Consider the following 247-nt stretch of genomic DNA (forward strand, 5'->3'; position numbering starts at 1 on the left):
CGTTTTGTTGCCTTAAACGAATTTACTGAACCGGCCTTGTCTATAAGCCGGGATATTACGTTAACACTGCTGCAAAGCATATTGCATCCTACAAAGCAGGCAGTTTTTGTTGAAGAGGGTAGCAGGCCGGATCTGCTGACAAAAACTTTCTCTGAACCTCATATTTTCTTTGACCTTTATCAGCATGACCAGAAAAAATTCTTCCGGCTGTTGGAAGAAAATATAGACCAGTATATTGTAAAGAGCT

General features: G+C 40.5%; 1 protein-coding gene. It reads left to right on the forward strand.

Annotated elements, in window-relative coordinates; translation table 11 throughout:
* On the forward strand, positions 1 to 247 hold a 247-nt coding region (locus tag KVT31_RS29845), incomplete at both ends, for a hypothetical protein (RefSeq protein WP_217613759.1).

This window comes from Bacillus sp. GbtcB14, assembly GCF_019091205.1.
GTDB lineage: Bacteria > Bacillota > Bacilli > Bacillales > Bacillaceae_G > Bacillus_A > Bacillus_A cereus_AG.